The organism is Psychromonas sp. L1A2, assembly GCF_009828855.1.
Taxonomy (GTDB): domain Bacteria; phylum Pseudomonadota; class Gammaproteobacteria; order Enterobacterales; family Psychromonadaceae; genus Psychromonas.
On sequence record NZ_WUAG01000001.1, the window covers coordinates 63,192 to 83,543 of the forward strand.

Consider the following 20,352-nt stretch of genomic DNA (forward strand, 5'->3'; position numbering starts at 1 on the left):
TTAGGTAGCGTTTTTTTTACTTTAAATTTTATCTTGTGCGCTTAATTAAGCAATATCGAGCAACGATTGAGTTGAATTACTCTTATTCTTCTATTCAATTAAGACATTATTCATTTTAATCAGTAAACTTGATCAGTTATTGACTCTCTTTCGTATTAATTTCAGATAATGACTCAATATAACAAGATGTAACCGTTCAACATAATAAGCAGGTGAATATGAAGTTTGATGATTTGCGTGATTTTTTAAATCAGCTAGAAGAAAAAGGGCTATTAAAGCGTATTAGCCAAGAAATAGATCCGAATTTAGAAATGACTGAAATATCCGACCGTACTCTACGTGCTGGCGGACCTGCATTATTATTTGAAAACCCCAAAGGTTACACAACACCTGTCTTAACCAACCTCTTTGGCACTACTGAACGTGTTGCACTCGCGATGGGCAAAAAGAAAGTCAGTGAGTTACGTGAAGTAGGAGAGTGGCTTGCTTATTTAAAAGAGCCTGAGCCGCCTAAAGGCCTTAAGGCAATGTGGGAAAAGCTGCCTATTTTCAAACAAGTTTTAAATATGCCCACCAAAAAGGTAAGTTCACCTGCTTGCCAAGAAGTTGTTATGGAAGGTGACGAAGTCGATTTAACTAAATTACCTATTATGAAATGTTGGCCTGGTGATGTTGCTCCGTTAATTACTTGGGGATTAACCATTACCAGAGGACCGTATAAAAAGCGTCAAAATTTAGGTATTTATCGTCAACAACTAATTTCCAAAAATAAAATTATCATGCGTTGGTTATCACATCGCGGTGGAGCCATTGATTTTCGTGAATGGCAAGAAGCAAATCCAGGTAAACCATTTCCTGTCAGTGTCGCGTTAGGTGCTGATCCAGCGACTATTTTAGGTGCAGTAACGCCTGTGCCAGATACGTTGTCAGAATATGCTTTTGCAGGCCTATTACGTGGTTCTCGTACTAAAGTTGCAACCTGTTTAAGTAATGATTTAGATGTTCCGGCTACGGCTGAAATGATTTTAGAAGGTTACTTGATGCCTGGTGAAGAAGCACCAGAAGGACCTTATGGTGACCATACTGGTTATTATAATGAAGTAGATGATTTTCAAGTGATGACAGTAACTCATGTTACTACAAGAAAAGATCCCATTTATCATAGTACTTATACAGGGCGTCCACCTGATGAACCAGCGATTCTTGGTGTGGCATTAAATGAAGTATTTGTGCCTATTATTAAAAAACAATTTCCTGAAATTGTTGATTTCTATTTACCGCCAGAAGGTTGTTCGTACCGAATGGCCGTGGTATCGATGAAGAAAAGCTATCCTGGTCATGCGAAAAGGGTGATGTTAGGTATTTGGTCTTTCTTACGTCAGTTTATGTACACTAAATTTATTATTGTGTGTGATGATGATGTTAACGTTCGTGATTGGAATGATGTTATGTGGGCCGTTACAACGCGCATGGATCCAAGCCGTGATACCACATTAATTGATAATACTCCTATCGATTACCTAGACTTTGCTTCACCAGTCTCAGGTTTAGGCTCAAAAATGGGGCTAGATGCCACCAATAAATGGCCAGGTGAAACAACGCGTGAGTGGGGAACCCCTATTGTCATGGATGAAAAAGTAAAAGAAAAAATAGATGACCTTTGGAATGAGTTAGATATTTTGTCATAATATAAAGGGATTGAATTGGTTAGTCTTAGCCATTCAATCCTATTTTAAGTCATATTTTTCGCCAAAAAATAAAGAGAAAAGAATGTCACAAATTACTTGTAATGTAGCGTCAATTGAAAAATTAAATGCGTTTTTGTACCGTATATTTTTAGCCCCAACCAGTGTTGTTTCTTTTAAAGCGGGACAGTATGTATCAGTGATCATGGGTGAAGGAGATAAACGTCATTTTTCGATTGCGAATACACCTTCAAGTGATTTAATTGAGTTGCACATTGGTGCTACTGAAGATAATAAATATGCAATGCAAGTGGTTGAAAAAATGCAATCAGGCGAACCATTAGAGGTTGAAATTGCTAATGGTGCTGCTTATTTACGTGAGTCTTCAACTCGTCCAATTATTTTAATGGCAGGTGGAACGGGTTTCTCTTATGTAAAATCTATATTAGAACAAATTGTTGAGTCTGAATTAAAGAACCCAGTTTACCTTTATTGGGGAGTTAAGGAGTACTCACACTTTTACTTTGAAGAGCAAGCTATCAATTGGTCTATTGAACATCAAAATATTCATTTTCATCCTGTTGTTGAATTGCCTGAAGCGTTTTGGCAAGGTAAAAAAGGTTATGTTCATCAGGCTGTATTAGATGAATTTAGTGACTTATCTGAATTTGATATCTATATTGTAGGTCGTTTTGAAATGGCAAAAATTGCACGTGAAGATTTCATTAAACAAGGTGCTTTAATCGATAACATATACGGCGATGCGTTTGCATTTATTTAATACTTGATTAAATGATAAAATTAACTTCTGTTTTATCATTTTTTTGAATACTTACTCTTAGGTTTCAATCATTTCATGGTCAATAAATTACTCTCTAAAGCAACCAATATGGAACAGTTATTTCTTCGTTTCTTAGTTGGTAAAAGTAAAATATATAAAGAAGATGATTATAATGATGGCCTCAATGAAAAAGAAGAAAATAACCAAGATTTAAACCCTGAGCAAGAAAATGGTTGGAATCAGCGGATTTTATTGAGCGTTGAGAAAGAACGTAAAATGAGGGTGTTAGAGGAAAAAAAATTAGAAGAAAGGCGTAAAGCCTTATTAATAAGTCGCTTTCAAAGGTCGTTATTAACGACAGTCAACGCAAAGCTAACAAAGACACAAACGATAATATCTGAACATTTACAGATGCATAAAGAGTGCATTGAATTATTAACTACCTTAATCGTTAAAGATACACGTTACTCGGTCTTAGCTGAATTATTAGATCGTAATCCACATGCTCGGAATCATGTTATTGGTCTCGTTTCCAATCAAGATTTTATGGGGCGATTAGGCAGATCAAACCGTATTGTTCATGATATTCAAACCGCAGTAGGTATGATTGGTATTAATGGATTACGTTATTTAATTCCTGCATTGATGTTTAAACGTCGTATTAATATTTATAACCAGCATAATCGTTTGTTTACTAGAAAATTATGGCGTTATCAATTGACCTTGGGCCAAGCTTGTACTTCATTAATGTTAGAAGAGGATTATCATCGCCCTTATGAAGGACAAATGTTATCGGCAATGCTTAACTTTGCCTATACTGCTTCTTTTAATGAATACTTAGCCTCATTTGACCATGTTCGTACTGATATGATTATGGCTGCTCGTAAGCAAGATCAAGGAAAGGTACATGATTTTTTTTACGAACTGAGTTCTGATCTTGCTTCATTACAATCGTTATTGATCACTAAATCGGATTTAATGATGAGCATAGCGCTTGCTACTCCAGTATTCTCTAAAGACTTTCCTCATTTGATAGTTGCATTGACAGAAGAAGTGAAAGGTATTGAATTTGATAAACGTACGCAATTAGGAAAAATCCTATTCAAAGCTGTATATTTCGCAAAGTACGAACAACTTCGTGCTGCTCGTTTATTCAAAGGTGAATGGTTAGCTGATTATTTGAAAACAGCTCACATTGATCAAGCAGCTTTTCAGCTGTTATCTAAGCAAGAGTTATTTCGATTTAAACCTGATTGGTAGAACTCGCGAATATGCTCGCTGAAATAGCTAAAAGCATGTAAAATATGTCATCCATTTTATAGAGAATTAAAACATGCCAAGTAACATTGATAAATTTAGTGATATTCGCCCTTATAATGATGAAGAGATACAGCCAGCTATCAAACGCGTCATTAATAGCGAAGAGTTTATCGATGCAATATTAAGCTTTCGTTTTTCTAAACTATCTAAGTTTTTAGGTTTTGTACTTAAACCGTTAATTCGCCGTTATTTTTTATATAAATGGGGCAATATTGATAGCATTGATAAAATGCAGAAAGTAATGGGTCATTATGTTCAACAGATGATCGACTCTACAACCACTAAATTCACTTATTCAGGCTTAGAAAACCTAGATCCTAACCAAAGCTACTTGTACGTTTCAAATCACCGTGATATCGCTATGGACCCCTCTTTTGTCAACTGGGCTTTATATTCAGAGAATTTTAAAACGGTACGTATTGCAATTGGTGATAACTTACTGAGTAAACCTTTTGTTTCTGACTTAATGCGTATGAATAAAAGTTTTATCGTTAAACGTTCTGTTACTGGTGTTCGTGAGATGATGAAATCGTTATTACATTTATCTGATTATATTTGTAGTTCATTAAAAGAAGACAGTAGTATTTGGATTGCACAAAAAGAAGGGCGTGCAAAAGACGGTTTTGATAAAACAGATCCTGCGATTATTAAAATGTTTTATGTGAACGGTAAAAAGCAAAAAATCCCATTTACAGAATATATCAAATCATTGAATATCGTTCCCGTTGCTGTTTCTTATGAGCTTGACCCATGTGATCAACAAAAAGCGCGTGAGCTATATGAAAAAGCAGAATTTGGAGAATATAAAAAATCTGAGTTTGAAGATATTGAAAGTATTGTCAGTGGGATTATCGGTAAAAAAGGCCATGTACATGTTGCATTTGGTCAACCTTTAAATTGTGCCTTTGAAAATGCGGATCAAGTTGCCGAAGAGATTGACGCTCAAATTTACCAAAATTATTTTCTACACCCTTCTAATTTAATCGCTGCTGAACAAGATGTAGACAATATACCAGCACAGGATATCGAAGCATTTAAAGCGCGTATCCAAGCGATTAAACCTGAATTACAAGATACGGTATTAAAAATGTACGCTAACCCTGTTGGCCATTACACAAGCTAAACTAAATTAAATTAGGCACTTCCTATATTTGTTATGCACATTCAATAATTAATTGGATGTGCATTTTTCGTTTTGTTTTTGTTTTTATATCATTGAAAAATAAAGAGAAATTATAGTTTATTGTTCTGGCTCAAATTTTAAGTAAATTCATTAACAGAGTTATCCACAGATAACTCTACATTGAAAGTGAATGACCACTTACCTTTTGCCTCACTCTATATTTGGGGTTTATAACTGCTTTTTTAAATTTTAATGATTTTTATATCAGGCCTGTAAATCTGTTCTTTCTGCTTCAATTCGACAATATAACAAAACGTGATCACAATTTTATGGCGTGTAGGTATACTATGTACCAATTTTATCTGATTGGTAGTTAATCTATGGCTGTAGTTCCTGAAAATCCTTTTGTGCTTGTTGATGGTTCCTCGTATTTATACCGTGCTTTTTTCTCTCCTCCACATTTAACCAACTCTGCGGGTGAAGCGACAGGAGCAGTTTACGGTGTAGTCAATATGCTACAAAGCTTGTTAAAGCAATTTAGTCCTACACATATCGTCGTTGTTTTTGATGCGAAAGGAAAAACCTTCCGTGATGATATGTATGGCGAATATAAAGCTAATCGCCCTAGCATGCCTGATGATTTACGTAGTCAAATAGAGCCATTACACGCAGTAATAAAAGCAATGGGTTTACCTATTTTAACTATCCCAGGCGTAGAAGCAGATGATGTGATCGGTACGTTAGCCTTACAAGCTAGCAAAATGGGGATTAAGACCCTGATCAGTACTGGTGATAAAGATATGGCTCAATTAGTTGATGAGCATACATTTTTGATTAATACCATGACCAACACTATTTTAGATGTTGAGGGTGTTAAAGAAAAATTCGGTATTCCACCTGAAATGATCATCGATTATTTAGCATTAATGGGCGATAAGGTTGATAACATTCCTGGTGTACCAGGTGTGGGTGAAAAGACGGCATTAGCGATGTTACAAGGTTTAGGTAACATGGATAATATCTATGAAAACTTAGATAAATTAGCCGCACTAGGGTTCCGTGGTAGTAAAACTATGGCCGTTAAAATGAAAGATAATGAAGCCATGGCACGCTTATCTTACTTATTAGCAACCATTAAGCTAGATGTTGAATTAGAGCAAGGTTATGAAGATTTCAAACCTTCTCCGCAAGATACAGATGAGTTAATTAAACTGTTTGGAAAATTAGAGTTTAAGCGTTGGTTAGCATCATTATTAGCGGGTGATAATTTAGTAGCAAAAGCTTCTTCATCACAAGAAGGGCAATTCGTTGCACCTATAGAAGCAGCTAAATCGATGGTTGATCGTGAAAGTTACACAACAATTTATACAAAAGGTCAATTGTTACAGTGGATTAAAAAATTAAAGCAAGCAGACGTTTTTGCTTTTGATACTGAAACAACTAGCTTAGATTACATGAAAGCTAAAATTGTAGGGCTTTCATTTGCGATTCAAACCAATGTAGGGGAAGAAGCCGCACCTATTATTGAAGCTGCATACTTACCTTTAACACATGATTATATAGATGCGCCTACGCAATTAGATCTTACTGAAACACTTGCTCTGATCACACCTTTATTGTCGTCAGATGAACACAAAAAAGTAGGGCAAAACCTAAAATATGATCGCAGTGTATTACTGAATCATGGTATTACATTAGGCGGTATTGCTTTTGATACGATGCTGGAATCCTATGTCTTAGATAGTACAGGTAAACATGACATGGATACCTTGTCATTAAAATATCTAGGACATAAATGCATCAGCTTTGAAGATATTGCAGGTAAAGGTAAAAAACAACTTACTTTCAATCAAATAGCAATTAAAGAAGCGGCTCCTTATGCTGCTGAAGACGCAGATATAACGTTACGTTTACATCTTGAGTTACAAACTCGCTTAAAAGAAATACCTGAGTTATTGAAAGTATTAGATGAAATAGAAATGCCGTTATTAACTGTCTTATCTGAGATAGAAAGAGGCGGCGTAGAAATTGATAGTAAGTTACTGGGTATACAAAGCGTTGAAATTGCAAAACGCCTATTAGAGCTAGAAGAATTAGCCTATGAAGAAGCTGGTAAGCCTTTTAACTTGAGTTCTCCGAAGCAGTTACAGACTATTTTATTTGAAGAATTAAATATTCCTGTCATTAAAAAAACGCCTAAAGGCGCACCTTCGACAGCAGAAGAAGTGCTTCAAGAATTAGCGTTAACTTATCCATTACCTAAACTGATTATTGAGCATCGTGGGTTAAGTAAATTAAAATCGACTTACACTGATAAATTACCATTAATGGTCAATGAAGAAACTGGCAGAGTTCATACTTCATACCACCAAGCAGTAACAGTGACTGGTCGTCTATCATCAAGCGATCCAAATTTACAAAATATTCCAATCCGTAGTGCAGAAGGTCGTCGTATTCGCCAAGCGTTTATTGCAAAACCAGGATATAAAATAGTCGCTGCCGATTACAGCCAAATTGAATTACGTATTATGGCTCATTTATCTCAAGACGAAGGCTTATTAACGGCTTTCTCAACGGGTAAAGATATCCATAAAGCAACTGCCGCAGAGGTTTTCTCTGTTGAGCTTGATGAAGTGACCGTTGATCAGCGTCGTAGTGCTAAGGCGATTAACTTTGGTTTAATTTATGGCATGAGCGCATTTGGTTTAGCAAAACAATTAAACATTGGTCGCCAAGAAGCACAAACTTACATGGATCGTTACTTTAGTCGCTATCCTGCAGTATTAACTTATATGGAAGATACGCGTCTATTAGCGAATGAAAAAGCGTATGTCGAGACTATTTTTGGACGTCGACTACAGCTTCCGAATATCAACGCTAAAAATGGTATGTTGAAGAAAGCGGCTGAACGAGCTGCTATCAATGCACCAATGCAAGGTACTGCTGCGGATATCATTAAAAAAGCAATGATCGATATGGCGGTTTGGGTGAAACAAAAACCACAAGGTAGTGTACAAGTACTCATGCAAGTACACGATGAATTAGTCTTTGCGATTAAAGAAGAGTGTGTTGAAGAGTATACAAAAGAGATCCAAAAAATTATGGCGAATGCTGCCGATTTAGATGTGCCATTAATTGCTGATGCAGATGTTGGTAATAATTGGGATGAAGCGCATTAAATTAGCTATTTATTTGTTGTATAATTTTTGAACTAAATGAAATATCAATCGACTAACTATTTGAAGATATAGATATTTCATGATCTCTTCCCTGTTCCCTCAATATATCCGTATATTGGGGGTTTTTTTATCTATTTTTAAACATCTTAGATGACTCGTTTATAACATTATTCAGTGAAGCAAATTTCAATGTAAGCATTACCTTGCTCTGATTGGAAAGGCATTAAAACTTTACTCGCTTTAATTTGATGTGTAATCGAGTGAGCGTCACCTGTTACAACAATAGGAATAGCCATATTAAAGTCATAACCCTTTTCACTTAATTGTTGTTTTGCGCCTCCTGCGACCATATTGGTTATTTCACCAACCATATCGATAATCTCTTCTGAAATATTATCAACTGATTCACCTAGCATTTTTTGAAATACACTTAGTGCGAGTTTTTTTTCAAAGCTAATTGAGAATGAACCTGAAACGGTTGGGCCAACCATGCCAATTAACCCTGAAACATCTCCACGAGCTACTGAGTCCTTTTTTAAACTAGCTTGACCAGCTTTAACTTCGGTCATGGCCATTGTTTGTAAAACATGAATAAATGAAGATAAAAAAGGATTTACAAATGCTGCATTCATAGTTTGATTACTACTTTTGGGCTGATTAATGAAAGTTATTTAATCATTGATTATAAAGACATTTATTACAAACTCCATGTGCTTCTAACACTTTATTGGTAATTTTGAATCCAAATTGTGAAGCTTTCGTTGAAAATGCCTCATCAATAATAGGATCACTCAATTCAATCACTTGTTTACACTTCTCACAAATCAATAATTGCATTGGGTGTTCGCAACCTAAGTGGCAACACATTAAGTAGGCATTCAGTGATTCTATGCGGTGAATAAAGTGATTATCTAATAAAAAATCTAATGCACGATATATAGTAGGTGGCTTCGCTTTACTATCAAATTTCTGCAATTGCTCTAATAGCTCATAAGCAGTAATAGCATCTTTATGCTCCGCCATTAAAGTAAATACCTGCTGGCGAACGGCTGTAAAGCGTACATTATTTGACTTACAAATTTCGATTGCTTGAGCGAGTAATGGATGAGGCATAGTAACAACTTCTATCAGTAAAAGAGACGTTATAATATCATAGAGATAGCAGATTAAAGAGAGCAATTATTGTTGAGAGTAACAGACTTAATATTTTCATTGGTTCTTGTTTATAATCCTCTTTTCTAGATGGCTCTCTTTGACAAATAGTCGCCTTTACAAGCTGAGCGGATTTCATTCATTTTGGTTGTACTGATTAGCTTAGATTACATACGATATCTCAATACTAAATGTCATTTATTCGATGTATCTTGGCTAATAATAGGATTTTGATAAGTCACTGAACGTTTTATAGTTTGAGAGGGTGTTTCACCAAACAAATGCTTATATTGTGCATTGAATGTACCTATATGAAAAAATCCAAAATCAAGGGCAAGGTCTGCAATACCAATATCATTATCCGCGTTTAATAAAAGTCTTCTTATTTCATTAAGGCGGCAGTCTCTTATGTATTGAATAGGCGACATGCCAAAACCTTGTTCAAAGCAATATTGTAGTGCTCGTCTACTGACATTGGTTATTTGGCATAATTCGGTAATGGTGAGTGGGTAATTATTGGTTTCTTTAATGTATCGAGTAATATCGGCAATCACTCTCTGAGTTGTTTGCTGTGTTACTTTACCTTCATTAAAGCCATATTCTGTTTGTGTTAATAGATCGGCAACTTTAGAAGTAATAAGGGGTGTTAGTCTTGCTAATCGTTCAGGGTTTTGATCACCGAAAATGCTATTACTACCCGTAGGTGAATTATTGTTATCCAATAATAAACTAATTAACTTGGCTAATTCATAGCTAACATAATGATTAGGACGTGAAGCCTGCATTGTATTACTTTGGTTTTGCCATAGATCATTATCTCCTCCAATCATCTCTTCACTGAGACTATTTTTATTGATCACTAGTCCATAAATATGAAAGTCTGGTGGTGTTATCAGCTCAAATTCAATACCTGAAGGACGAGTCATTAATTGCCCTCCAATAATTTCACTGTTATTTATTTTGGGTCTTTGTGGTTGTAACGAAAAACCAAGCCATAAGTTATCGTGTTTAACACAACATTGTTGTTGTAATGTGCGATTAGTGAACTCTTCAAAAAAAATGAATTCCCCCTAATTTTAATTCATCCAAACAGCCACTAAAGGTGCCACTGCTATGTTGGTTATAGCGTTGTTCCCATTGTATTAAGCTTTCTGCTTGTTGATTAACATCAAAAGTAAATGATTTGCACCTCTCTAGTGCAGAGGCGGTACTACCTTGGTGCTGCTTTATAAAACCCATTTTTCCGCCTTTTATCATTTATGCCTCAATTTGAGGCAAACTTCATTTAACTTATTGTTTTGAATCGTTATTTTATTTTGCGCAATAGCGTTATTCAGTTGGATCGATCCTCGCACTTTGCGGTGTAATTAGTTTGCAAAGTTTGCGCCGAATTTAATGTTTTGAGGTACTTAACATGTCCAATTATCGCTATCAGCTAGGTAGCCATCTTTATCGATTTGATAATCTTGCCGATTTGATGGCAAAAGCATCACCTATGAGATCAGGTGATCAACTAGCCGGTGTTGCAGCTCTTTCATCAGAGCAACGTGCTGTCGCACAAATGTTATTGGCAGAATTACCGTTAAAAACGTTTCTCGAAGAAACACTTATCCCTTATGAAAAAGATGAAATAACGCGTCTTATTATTGATGAACACGATGCAAACGCATTTTCGGAAATTTCTCATTTAACCGTTGGCGATTTTCGTAATTGGTTATTACAAGAAACAACAACTGAAGTTGATTTTAAACGTATTCGCGCCGGTATTACACCTGAAATGGTGGCTGCAGTGAGTAAAATAATGCGCAATCAAGACCTTATTTTGGTCGCTAAAAAGTGCAATATTATTACTCAATTTCGTAATACGATTGGCCTACCTGGACACTTATCGACACGTTTACAACCTAACCACCCAACCGATGATGTAAACGGTATTGCAGCAACTATTTTTGATGGTTTGATGTACGGTAATGGCGATGCGGTATTAGGCATTAACCCTGCAACGGACAGTGTTTCACAAGCAGTGAAATTAATGAAATTGATGGATGATGTTATCCAACATTATGAAATTCCAACTCAGTCTTGTGTATTAACTCACGTGACAAATACCATTGAAGCGATAGAGCTGGGTGCCCCCGTGGATCTTGTTTTTCAATCAATTGGTGGCACAGAAGCAACCAACCAAGGTTTTGGTGTAAACCTAAACGTCTTAAATGAAGCTCATCAAGCGGCACTAGAATTAAAGCGCGGTACTGTCGGTAATAACGTGATGTACTTTGAAACTGGTCAAGGTAGTGCACTTTCTGCCAATGGTCATCACGGCGTAGATCAACAGACTTGTGAAACACGTGCTTACGCGGTAGCTCGTAAATTTAAGCCATTATTAGTTAATACAGTGGTTGGCTTTATTGGTCCTGAGTACCTCTTTGATGGCAAACAAATCATTCGTGCCGGTTTAGAAGACCATTTTTGTGGGAAGCTACTTGGTTTACCGATGGGCTGTGATATTTGTTATACCAACCATGCTTATGCCGATCAGAATGATATGGATAACTTACTGACACTGCTAGGTGTTGCTGAGTGCTCATTTATCATGGGAATTCCTGGTTCCGATGACATCATGCTTAATTACCAAACGACTTCATTCCATGATGCACTTTATGCTCGTCAGGTATTAGGTCTTCGTCCTGCACCTGAATTTGATCAGTGGCTTAAAAAAATGCAAATCGCACCCGCTGATAACCTTACTCAATTAAGTAACACATTGCCTGATCGCTTTGCTCATCCATTAAATATGATCAAGGAGCTTTTATGAGTGACATTAAACCTAACGAGTCAAACATAGTACATAAAGACCCGTGGGAAAAATTACGTCAGTTTACTGATGCTCGTATTGGATTAGGCCGTGTTGGCACGAGTCTTCCAACATCAGAACTACTACGTTTTCAGCTTTCTCATGCGCAAGCTATTGATGCAGTTCATGTACCACTGGATGTCGATAAATTATGTGAACAATTTGAACAGTCCGAAATATTAAAACCTTATTTACCAATGCAGAAACTACATAGTAAAGCACGTGACCGTATGGAATATCTACAACGTCCCGATTTAGGCCGTCAATTAGATGAGCAATCTATCTCTGCTTTACAGCCTGCGACAGGTGACCGCTACGATTTAGTATTTGTGCTTGCTGACGGTTTATCTTCTTACGCGATTAGCCACCATGCTAAAAACTTTATAGAACTATTTATTAGTCGTCTCAATGAAGAGCCCAACAAAAAATTAAATATCGCCCCTATTTGTGTGGTTCAACAAGGCCGAGTTGCAGTGGGAGACGATGTTTGTGAAGCCTTGAATGCTAAACAAGTTGTACTTCTTATTGGTGAACGTCCGGGGTTAAGTTCACCTGACAGTATGGGGATGTATCTAACATGGAATGCTAAACGCGGTATTGAAGATTCATTACGTAATTGCATTTCAAATATTCGCCCTGAAGGCTTGAAGTATCAAGCTGCGGTACATAAAGGACATTATTTATTAACTGAATCCCATCGTCTTGAGCTAACAGGGGTGAATTTAAAAGATCGTTCTGAAGATTCATTGATTGATACCGATGATACACAACAATTTTGCTTAACGGTTTAAGCCGTTATTGCTTCATATATAACAATTAATTTTAACTATCTAACCAAAATAAAAAAGGAAGTATTATGTCTAATAACGAAGAGTATCTTGCTCAAAGACAATTAAAGAAGGGAGCGGCAGGTTGGATCTTGCTTGCAGGCTTAGGGATCTCATATGTTATTTCTGGTGATTTCGCAGGATGGAACTTTGGTATTGCTCAAGCAGGTTGGGGTGGTTTTGTTATTGCTGCAGTACTGATGGGCATTATGTACTTAACATTGGTATTATCACTTGCTGAAATGTCAGCTGCGATCCCTGCTGCTGGTGGTGGTTATAGTTTTGCGCGTCAAGCAATGGGGCCAGCTGGTGGTTACCTCACAGGTTTAGCGGTATTAATTGAATATACGCTTGCACCTGCTGCCATTGTTATTTTCATTGGTTCTTCTGTTAATGAACTACTAGGGCTTGATGGTCCGCTTGTTTATGCTGCTTTTTATCTTATCTTTGTCGGTATCCATATCTTTGGTGCGGGTGAAGCATTAAAAGTGATGATGGTGATCAGCGCGTTAGCGGTATTAGCAATCATCGTCACAGGTATTGTTTTATTACCTGAGTTCAATGTAGATAATCTATTTGATATCGTACCTTCAGCTGGTGGTACAGAATTCTTGCCAATGGGGTATTACGGTGTTTGGGCTGCGTTACCTTTTGCAATGTGGTTATTTCTTGCCGTTGAAGGTGTACCGCTTGCTGCAGAAGAAGCAAAAGATCCAGCGAAAGATGTGCCTAAAGGTATTATTGCTGCGATGATTTTCTTATTGTTTACTGCAATCCTTGTTGTTGTATTAGTGGCAGGTGCCGCTGGTGCGCAAGTAACAGCAGGTAGTGCTGTACCGTTAGTTGATGCATTAAAAATGACAGGTAACCCAAATATTGCCACTATGGTTAATGTATTAGGTTTAGCTGGATTAGTCGCGTCATTTTTCTCTATTATCTACGGATATAGCCGTTTAGTCTTTGCATTATCTCGTGCAGGTTATTTACCACAGAAGCTTTCATTAACCAGTAAACGTAAAGTCCCAGTACGTGCATTGATCGTTCCTGGTGTATTAGGTTTTCTATTATCACTTACGGGTGAAGGTGACCTAATGTTATCAATGGCGGTTGTTGGTGCAACAGTGTCATACGCAATGATGTCTGGTAGCCATATATTATTACGTATTAAACAACCTAATCTTAACCGTCCATACAAAACACCAGGCGGTGTTGTGACTTCTGGTATTTCATTCGTATTGTCTTTAATCGCATTAACGGGTGTTTATGCTTACGATGTAAGAGCTTTCTACTTTACGTTCGTGTTATTTGTTATTGGCATGCTTTATTACGCTTTAATTGGTAGAAATAGCCTAGTGGCTTCATCTGCTGAAGAAGAGTTTGCGATGTTATCTCGTGCTGAAGATGAGCTTGTGACTAATTAATATTTAACAGATAAGTTATCATCTAGTTAAAACCTATCTGAATAAGGTAGGTTTTAACTTTATACCCATTACATTAAATATGCTGTCTAAATTTTACTTGTTAAAACAGCTCAATTTAAGGCGTAAAGTGAGTTGTTTTAACCAGTAAAATAGTAAGCTATTTATTATGATTGGTATTATTAACAACATTTTTTAACTCTCTGAATTTATTGCTAACTATTTACACTTCGCTTTAATACCTACTTCTACTAATCAATACGTCATGTGTGAACTATGATCGAACTTTATATTTTTTAATCATTTTTAGGTAATATATGACGATTAAATGATCTATATTATCTTTTTTACCGTATCATCCGCTTCCTTTTTGAGCATATTAATTAAATGCATATTTTTATATTGAATATGCAAAGGTGAATAATTAATAAAATAAATAAAGCGTTTTCGAGTGTCCTAGTATTATTATTTGTTGAGTCAATCGGACTTGCTTTTATTTATGGGACTTTTGCGGAAGCGATATTAATAGGTTTGCCTGCCATGTTAGTTCCATTATGGTTGTTGCAAAGTGCACCTAATGCAACATTAACAAAGCATGCTTCTGCATTAGCAGCGATGATCTTCGCTTGTTTACATATACACCAAATGAATAGATTGATAGAAGTCCATTTTGAAATATTTATATTAATGGCCATTCTAATTATTTTTAGCGATTGGAAAGTGTATATTTCAGCTACTTTATTAATTGCAGTGCATCACCTTTCTTTCTACTTTATGCAAGTGAATGGATCTGGCGTTTATATATTTGATTTAGATCGATTATTTTTCTCGACCGTTATTATTCATGCTGTTTACGCTGTGGTAGAAGCTATTATTGCTGGATATATTGCAAAAATATTATACGACGATAGCCAAGTAGGAAAAGAATTAGCCCGAGTAACAAAAATATTAACTGAAAATGAAAACTTACTTGACTTAAAAGTACGAGCTAATGCTAATAACAATATTGTATTGAAAGGGTTTAATGAGCTTTTAACGGTACTTGATAATGTAGTTATGGGCGTTAAGAATCAAACGAATGATTTCATCGTTAATTCAAATCATCTCACCTCAGCTAAGACTGAACTTGAAGTTTCAGCTAATCACAGACAAGCAGAAACTGAAAATATTGCCTCTTCGGTGGAAGAGATGGCAGTGACTGTTGCGTCAATAGCAAGGGATACTAATGAGTTAAGTAACCAGATGAAAGATGCAACGTCCTCAACACAAAAAGCGAATGACTATATTGATGAAATAAATATTCAAAATGCCGAGCTTACAGGGATATTAAATAAAACCAGTGTTGAAATAACTGCTTTGGCTAATGCAAGTGATGTGATTACTAAGGTTTTATCAGAGATTACTAGTATTGCCGATCAAACTAATTTATTAGCACTTAATGCTGCCATTGAAGCTGCTAGAGCAGGTGAACAAGGGCGTGGATTTGCCGTAGTTGCAGATGAAGTTAGAGCGCTTGCAAACCGAACTAAAGATAGCACACAACGAGTTAATGAAACCTTATTAGAACTTGCTAACCATTCACAATCATCTACTCAATCTATGGTTCAATGCATTGATGCTGTCGATGTTGTTATTTCTGTAGCAGGGCAAGCTAATAAAGAAATCATTAATGCTTCTTCATTAGTTTCATTATCTAATGATATTGCTCATTCGGTTGCTGCGGCTGTTGAAGAGCAATCTATAGCGACCAACGATATTGCACAAAGCACAGAGAAAGTGAGTTCACTAAGCAGGGATGATGCTAAAAAAGTAGATATGTTGGCGCAAGAAGCCGATAACATCTCTCATTCGGTTACATTATTAGAAGCAAGCATTGCAAGATTCAAATAGTAAAATCACGCATTTTCACTATATGGTTTTTATTATTTGGCTTGTTTTTACTGTCATTGCGGCTATTTATTTCATTAGTAGCCGTTTAGTCAGTTATGATCCAGAAGAAAAGCTAACCGGTCAAAACAGTGTTTTTGTAATGCAGGAGTTGAGAAAAATAGCGCAACTTAACAATGTCGATCTAAGTGATACGATCATTCATTTCACTAGTGACCATTGTGCTTGCACACAATATTCTGAAGCACATAAAAAAGAGATTAATGAACAAGCGGGGTTAACGGGTTTTAAGGTTATTAACGTTAACTTACCTGCAAAACTATCAACTATTATCCCTTCGACACCTTCCATAATGATTGTGAGTGATACACAAGATTTACTCTATTTGGGCCCTTATTCAATTGGTCTAGCTTGTACTGAGTCTAATGGTTATGTTGAAACAGTGATGAAAAATTATGGCAAAGGTTATCGTTCGGATTTAATCTTAAGTGATGCATCGGGTTGTTATTGTAACTTGTGATGGTATTTGAAATGTTCTAGAAGCGAAGAAGTGAAAAAGCCTCAATTTTATTAAAATTGAGGCTTTTATTTATTATCGATTTAATTCAGTAATGACTTTACACGTTAAGCGCTTTAAATCACTTACTCTGCAACACAACCCTCAGAGCTTGTAGAGTTAGCGTAAATAATATCACCAATCGGATCATAGTCAGTTGCTACAATGCTACCTTGTTCTACAAAGAATGCTTGTAAAGCATCTGCATCAACCGTACCGCCATCAATCACTTCTAGTTCAGGGTAACCGTCACCACCTGCCGCGTTAAAGCTTGGGATAGAGAAAGTGTATTCATCTGTTTCAGAGAAGTCTTTGTTACCAATACTAATGATATCTACTGAACCAGCAGTACAGTCGACTGTCATGTTAACATCGGTGATTTGAGCATATGCACCTGCACCTTGTGTGAACGTTGCGACAGTACTTAAGTACTCTTTAACTTCTGTACCGGTCATCGTTGCTAATGTCACTGTATTACCAAAAGGTTGCACGGTTAATACGTCACGGTAAGTAATATCACCTTCTGCAATAGACGCACGTACACCACCTGAGTTCATCACACCAAAATCAGCATTGACGTTTTCACTTTGAGCAATCGCAATTAAACGACCCATGTTAGTTTGCTTGCTACGCACATCAGCTCGCTCACCATTCAGGGGGCCGCCAGTTAATGTTGCTAATGTTTCATCTAAACTTGCTGAACCTTGATCTTGATAAAACTGTAATGTTGCTAATAATTCAGGATCTTTTGTAATTTCATCTTGAATAAATACTAGTTCAGTTATTGCTTCACCGTCATCATCAAGTTCAGGTTCACCATTTTCATCAAGTACTATGACTTCTTCTTTTAAATTAACTGGAATCAATGCATAGCTATCTAATGTTAATTCTCCATTTTCGAATGTGAAGTCAGCACGACCTACGTATTTACCCCATTCATGTGCTTGCATGATGTAAGTGCCATTTTGTTGATCAGGTACACAATCATCACCAGGGGTAAAGTCAGCGTAAGCAGTATTATCACCAGGTTCCATACAGACAGGGTTTTGAGAATGACCACCGATGATTGCATCTAGTTGACCTTCTTCCAAAGAACGCGCTAAAGCAACATCGCCCGGTGCGTTACTACCATTAGCAGCATTAGCGTAATGACCCATATGGGTCACAGCCATAATAATATCAGCACCACCGTCCGCCTCGATCTCTGAAATGACAGTAGGCGCTTCTATTTGTGGGTCAGTAAAGACTAGATCCCCAATAAATTCTGGGTTTGATAGTTTTGCTGTGTCATCTGTTGTGAAGCCAATTAATGCTAAGCTAACGCCATTGATATCAAAGGTTTTATAAGCATCAAAATAACGACTATTATCTGCATTATAAATATTCGCCGAAAGCATTGGGAAATTAGCTAAATCTCTTTGCATTTCTAATGTTTGAAGTGGATTATCAAATTCATGGTTACCGACAGCCATCGCATCGTATGCAATTCTATTCATACCAATAAAATCAGGTACAGCATCTTGTAAGTCAGATTCTGGTACACCTGTATTAACGTCGCCACCTGATAATACTAATGCAACACCACCTTCCGCTTCTACTTCTGCACGGATTGTATCGATTAACGTTTTACGGGCTGCCATACCGTACTCACCGTCATCATTTTGCCAAAAACGACCGTGGTTATCATTAGTGTGTAATATCGTAAATGTTACTTTTTCTTGGACTTCTATGTCCGTACTGTCAGTGCTATCACTATTACATCCAGATAAAATGCCTGCTGCTAGTAAGGCACAAGTAATACCGTTTACTTTTTTGTTTAACATGATTTTCCCTTATATTTTCATATGCTTTTATTATTATTTATATTAATTTCGATAGTATTATCGATCACAGTAAATTTACGCATGCAAGATGACAGATTAATTAAAATCTAACATTACAAGTAAATTTAATAATATTAGTGGCATTCAGCTGACCGAATAGTCAACTACTGAAATAAACTACCTATAGTTATTTGAATATGCACCATTTATTTTTAATTTTTATTATTTTTTACCTTTTTATGAGTATTTTGATATGAGCGTTGATCACTAAATGCTTTCATTCATCATTAACATTAGGAACGGACATGAATACATTTAATATAAAAATGCTGATTAGTAAGTACCCTTTGCTTATTGAATTGATTGAACTGAAAGAAGTAAGTTGGTTTAATCCAAACATTACCAGTTTAAAAGTGGGGTTACCTTATGTTGGGCTGGGTGCGGATGACATTAAAGAGGCAAGTGATCGGCTTGACCGGTTCGCTTCTTATTTATCTAGCGCATTTCCTGAAACAGCTGTGAAGCATGGCATTATCGAATCTGATGTTGTTAGCATTCCTAAAATGAAAGCAAAATTAGAGCAAGATTATACCTCGCTTATTTCTGGAAAATTAATGTTGAAAAAAGACAGTCACTTACCTATATCAGGATCAATTAAAGCGCGTGGTGGCATTTATGAAGTGCTCACTCATGCTGAAAAGTTAGCAATAAAAGCGGGATTATTAAAAGAGTCAGATGATTACAGTAAACTCAGTCAAAATGAGTTTAAAGAATTCTTCAGCCAATATCGCATTGCGGTAGGCTCGACAGGTAATCTAGGTATGTCTATCGGTATTATGAGCGCTAAATTAGGCTTTTCAGTGTCTGTCCATATGTCTGCTGATGCACGCCAATGGAAAAAAGATAAGCTTCGTGCTCATGGAGTAAATGTGGTGGAGTATCAACAAGATTACAGCATAGCGGTCGAACAAGGTCGTAAAGAAGCTGAAAGTGATACTAATTGCTTCTTCATTGATGATGAAAATTCACAAACACTTTTTCTTGGTTATGCTGTTGCTGGTGGGCGTTTAAAAAAACAGTTCGATGAGATAAATATTGAAGTTGATTCACAACATCCTTTATTCGTTTATCTACCTTGTGGTGTTGGCGGTGGGCCTGGTGGCGTCGCTTTTGGTTTGAAAATGGCTTTTGGCGATAATGTACATTGTATATTTGCTGAGCCAACACACTCACCTTGTATGCTGTTAGGTGTACATACTGGATTACAAGATACTATTTCAGTGCAAGATATTGGAATAGATAATATTACCGCTGCAGATGGACTGGCGGTAGGGCGTGCTTCTGGTTTTGTTGGCAGAGCAATGCAACGATTATTAGATGGTTATTACACTATTTCAGATCAGCGTATGTATCGTCACTTAGGTGATATGAACCAATTAGAGAATATTCAATTAGAGCCTTCAGCATTAGCTGGTGTGATTGGACCAATTATCGTCACCCAAAATACACAATATAAACAGCGTCTTGGTTTTGATGAAACCAAAATGAAAAATGCCACCCATCTTGTCTGGGCTACTGGCGGCGGTATGGTGCCGAAAAAAGAGATGGTATCGTATCTTGCAAAGTCTGCTTTATAGTTAACGTCTTATCGCTTTTATTTAATGTTTAATATGAGTAAGGATATTCCTCTTGCTCAACCCCCTCAATTTTAATTCCTTTGTGAAATGAATAAAAAAGGATGAATATC

General features: G+C 36.5%; 16 protein-coding genes. 11 read left to right on the forward strand and 5 right to left on the reverse strand.

Annotated features, from left to right (window positions below; translation table 11 throughout):
• Window positions 1-218 precede the first annotated feature (218 nt).
• From ubiD to polA, 5 genes are all read left to right on the forward strand, one after another.
• The gene (gene ubiD, locus GQR59_RS00250; RefSeq protein ID WP_160060189.1) at window positions 219-1,688 is read left to right on the forward strand and encodes a 4-hydroxy-3-polyprenylbenzoate decarboxylase; all 1,470 of its coding nucleotides are present in this window, start codon (window positions 219-221) and stop codon (window positions 1,686-1,688) included.
• An 82-nt stretch (window positions 1,689-1,770) separates the two neighbouring features.
• The gene (gene fre, locus GQR59_RS00255; protein ID WP_160060190.1) at window positions 1,771-2,466 is read left to right on the forward strand and encodes an NAD(P)H-flavin reductase; all 696 of its coding nucleotides are present in this window, start codon (window positions 1,771-1,773) and stop codon (window positions 2,464-2,466) included.
• Window positions 2,467-2,541: 75 nt separating this feature from the next.
• Window positions 2,542-3,726 carry an HDOD domain-containing protein gene (locus tag GQR59_RS00260; RefSeq protein WP_160060191.1) on the forward strand — a complete coding sequence of 395 codons (1,185 nt, stop codon included), beginning with the start codon at window positions 2,542-2,544 and terminating at the stop codon, window positions 3,724-3,726.
• Window positions 3,727-3,799: 73 nt separating this feature from the next.
• Window positions 3,800-4,909, forward strand: coding sequence for a 1-acyl-sn-glycerol-3-phosphate acyltransferase (locus GQR59_RS00265; RefSeq protein WP_160060192.1), 1,110 nt, complete (start codon window positions 3,800-3,802; stop codon window positions 4,907-4,909).
• A 380-nt stretch (window positions 4,910-5,289) separates the two neighbouring features.
• Window positions 5,290-8,088, forward strand: a complete 2,799-nt coding sequence (gene polA / locus GQR59_RS00270; RefSeq protein WP_160060193.1) for a DNA polymerase I — start codon at window positions 5,290-5,292, stop codon at window positions 8,086-8,088.
• A gap of 167 nt (window positions 8,089-8,255) precedes the next feature.
• Here polA and GQR59_RS00275 read toward each other — a convergent pair whose 3' ends face one another.
• The 4 genes from GQR59_RS00275 to GQR59_RS00290 all read right to left on the reverse strand — a co-directional run bounded on the left by GQR59_RS00275 (window position 8,256) and on the right by GQR59_RS00290 (window position 10,479).
• Entirely contained in the window at window positions 8,256-8,720 is a 465-nt protein-coding gene (locus GQR59_RS00275) for a chemotaxis protein CheX (protein WP_160060194.1), read from the reverse strand.
• A 43-nt stretch (window positions 8,721-8,763) separates the two neighbouring features.
• A complete protein-coding gene (locus GQR59_RS00280) occupies window positions 8,764-9,201 on the reverse strand; it encodes a transcriptional repressor (protein ID WP_160060195.1) in 438 nt (145 codons plus the stop codon).
• 233 nt (window positions 9,202-9,434) lie between these two features.
• A complete protein-coding gene (locus tag GQR59_RS00285; protein WP_160060196.1) occupies window positions 9,435-10,166 on the reverse strand; it encodes an AraC family transcriptional regulator in 732 nt (243 codons plus the stop codon).
• Window positions 10,167-10,290: 124 nt separating this feature from the next.
• Window positions 10,291-10,479 carry a hypothetical protein gene (locus tag GQR59_RS00290; RefSeq protein ID WP_160060197.1) on the reverse strand — a complete coding sequence of 63 codons (189 nt, stop codon included), beginning with the start codon at window positions 10,477-10,479 and terminating at the stop codon, window positions 10,291-10,293.
• A gap of 175 nt (window positions 10,480-10,654) precedes the next feature.
• Here GQR59_RS00290 and GQR59_RS00295 point away from each other — a divergent pair, with 175 nt between their 5' ends.
• The 5 genes from GQR59_RS00295 (at window position 10,655) to GQR59_RS00315 (ending at window position 16,746) form a co-directional block, all read left to right on the forward strand.
• Window positions 10,655-12,055, forward strand: a complete 1,401-nt coding sequence (locus GQR59_RS00295; protein ID WP_160060198.1) for an ethanolamine ammonia-lyase subunit EutB — start codon at window positions 10,655-10,657, stop codon at window positions 12,053-12,055.
• On the forward strand, window positions 12,052-12,885 hold the full coding sequence (gene eutC, locus GQR59_RS00300) for an ethanolamine ammonia-lyase subunit EutC (protein ID WP_160060199.1): 834 nt from the start codon (window positions 12,052-12,054) through the stop codon (window positions 12,883-12,885). The genes GQR59_RS00295 and eutC overlap by 4 nt, the downstream gene beginning before the upstream one ends.
• A gap of 65 nt (window positions 12,886-12,950) precedes the next feature.
• Window positions 12,951-14,342: an ethanolamine permease gene (gene eat, locus GQR59_RS00305; RefSeq protein ID WP_160060200.1), complete on the forward strand. Its 1,392-nt coding sequence runs from the start codon at window positions 12,951-12,953 to the stop codon at window positions 14,340-14,342.
• Window positions 14,343-14,879: 537 nt separating this feature from the next.
• The gene (locus GQR59_RS00310; RefSeq protein ID WP_160060201.1) at window positions 14,880-16,229 is read left to right on the forward strand and encodes a methyl-accepting chemotaxis protein; all 1,350 of its coding nucleotides are present in this window, start codon (window positions 14,880-14,882) and stop codon (window positions 16,227-16,229) included.
• A complete protein-coding gene (locus GQR59_RS00315) occupies window positions 16,213-16,746 on the forward strand; it encodes a DUF6436 domain-containing protein (protein WP_160060202.1) in 534 nt (177 codons plus the stop codon). Before GQR59_RS00310 ends, GQR59_RS00315 begins: the two co-directional genes overlap by 17 nt.
• Window positions 16,747-16,868: 122 nt before the next feature.
• Here the strand turns inward: GQR59_RS00315 and ushA are convergent, their stop codons facing one another.
• Window positions 16,869-18,605 carry a bifunctional UDP-sugar hydrolase/5'-nucleotidase UshA gene (gene ushA / locus GQR59_RS00320; protein WP_160060203.1) on the reverse strand — a complete coding sequence of 579 codons (1,737 nt, stop codon included), beginning with the start codon at window positions 18,603-18,605 and terminating at the stop codon, window positions 16,869-16,871.
• Between the two features lie 305 nt (window positions 18,606-18,910).
• On the opposite strand from ushA, the gene GQR59_RS00325 reads away from it, so the two are divergent.
• The gene (locus tag GQR59_RS00325; RefSeq protein ID WP_160060204.1) at window positions 18,911-20,242 is read left to right on the forward strand and encodes a D-serine ammonia-lyase; all 1,332 of its coding nucleotides are present in this window, start codon (window positions 18,911-18,913) and stop codon (window positions 20,240-20,242) included.
• Window positions 20,243-20,352 lie beyond the last annotated feature (110 nt).

Excerpts from the sequence above, each read along its gene's own strand:
- ubiD (WP_160060189.1), top strand. The coding sequence starts at position 219 with ATGAAGTTTGATGATTTGCGTGATTTTTTAAATCAGCTAGAAGAAAAA.
- fre (WP_160060190.1), top strand. The coding sequence starts at position 1,771 with ATGTCACAAATTACTTGTAATGTAGCGTCAATTGAAAAATTAAATGCG.
- GQR59_RS00260 (WP_160060191.1), top strand. The coding sequence starts at position 2,542 with ATGGTCAATAAATTACTCTCTAAAGCAACCAATATGGAACAGTTATTT.
- GQR59_RS00265 (WP_160060192.1), top strand. The coding sequence starts at position 3,800 with ATGCCAAGTAACATTGATAAATTTAGTGATATTCGCCCTTATAATGAT.
- polA (WP_160060193.1), top strand. The coding sequence starts at position 5,290 with ATGGCTGTAGTTCCTGAAAATCCTTTTGTGCTTGTTGATGGTTCCTCG.
- GQR59_RS00275 (WP_160060194.1), bottom strand. The coding sequence starts at position 8,720 with ATGAATGCAGCATTTGTAAATCCTTTTTTATCTTCATTTATTCATGTT.
- GQR59_RS00280 (WP_160060195.1), bottom strand. The coding sequence starts at position 9,201 with ATGCCTCATCCATTACTCGCTCAAGCAATCGAAATTTGTAAGTCAAAT.
- GQR59_RS00285 (WP_160060196.1), bottom strand. The coding sequence starts at position 10,166 with ATGACTCGTCCTTCAGGTATTGAATTTGAGCTGATAACACCACCAGAC.
- GQR59_RS00290 (WP_160060197.1), bottom strand. The coding sequence starts at position 10,479 with ATGGGTTTTATAAAGCAGCACCAAGGTAGTACCGCCTCTGCACTAGAG.
- GQR59_RS00295 (WP_160060198.1), top strand. The coding sequence starts at position 10,655 with ATGTCCAATTATCGCTATCAGCTAGGTAGCCATCTTTATCGATTTGAT.
- eutC (WP_160060199.1), top strand. The coding sequence starts at position 12,052 with ATGAGTGACATTAAACCTAACGAGTCAAACATAGTACATAAAGACCCG.
- eat (WP_160060200.1), top strand. The coding sequence starts at position 12,951 with ATGTCTAATAACGAAGAGTATCTTGCTCAAAGACAATTAAAGAAGGGA.
- GQR59_RS00310 (WP_160060201.1), top strand. The coding sequence starts at position 14,880 with ATGTTAGTTCCATTATGGTTGTTGCAAAGTGCACCTAATGCAACATTA.
- ushA (WP_160060203.1), bottom strand. The coding sequence starts at position 18,605 with ATGTTAAACAAAAAAGTAAACGGTATTACTTGTGCCTTACTAGCAGCA.
- GQR59_RS00325 (WP_160060204.1), top strand. The coding sequence starts at position 18,911 with ATGAATACATTTAATATAAAAATGCTGATTAGTAAGTACCCTTTGCTT.